General features: G+C 49.6%; 1 protein-coding gene and 1 pseudogene. Both read right to left on the reverse strand.

The genetic code is table 11. The features are described 5' to 3' along the window. The coding region (locus FDX22_RS32695) for a nuclear transport factor 2 family protein (protein WP_146717673.1) at positions 1-178 on the reverse strand (178 nt) is incomplete at its 3' end. An 11-nt stretch (positions 179-189) separates the two neighbouring features. Continuing rightward, a pseudogene (locus tag FDX22_RS20015) lies at positions 190-464 on the reverse strand (aldehyde dehydrogenase family protein). Positions 465-499 lie beyond the last annotated feature (35 nt).

The raw sequence follows: 499 nt of genomic DNA on the forward strand, positions 1-499 counted from the left end.
CTCCTGCGGCGGCATCGTAATAAACGGCATCGTCCGCCAGGTACTGGGCAGCCAGCGGCGCATTATGCGCATTCCATGCTGCCATATATGCTTTAACCGTGTTCAGCGGTGAGCTTTCTGCCAGACTGAATCCTGAGAACATCACCAATGAAAGTGCGGCTATTTTTAATGTTTTCATCGTATTACCCGCTATTCAGAAATATCGCACATGATATGTTTCACTCGGGTGTACTCATCGAGTGAATAAGAGGAGAGATCTTTACCGTAGCCGGATTTCTTGAACCCGCCGTGCGGCATTTCCGCACACAGTGGAATATGGTTGTTGATCCACACCGTGCCAAAATCGAGGTCAATGCAAAAACGCTGTNGTGATTACAGGTCCAGACGCTCGCGGCCAGGCCATATTCCACATCATTCGCTTTGCGCAACGCGTCTTCATCACCAGAAAACGACTGAATGGTCATTACCGGGCCAAACACTTCGTGTTGGATGGCTTCAT

It is taken from the genome of Citrobacter sp. TBCS-14 (genome assembly GCF_005280805.1).
In the GTDB taxonomy this organism is placed as follows: Bacteria; Pseudomonadota; Gammaproteobacteria; order Enterobacterales; family Enterobacteriaceae; genus Citrobacter; species Citrobacter gillenii.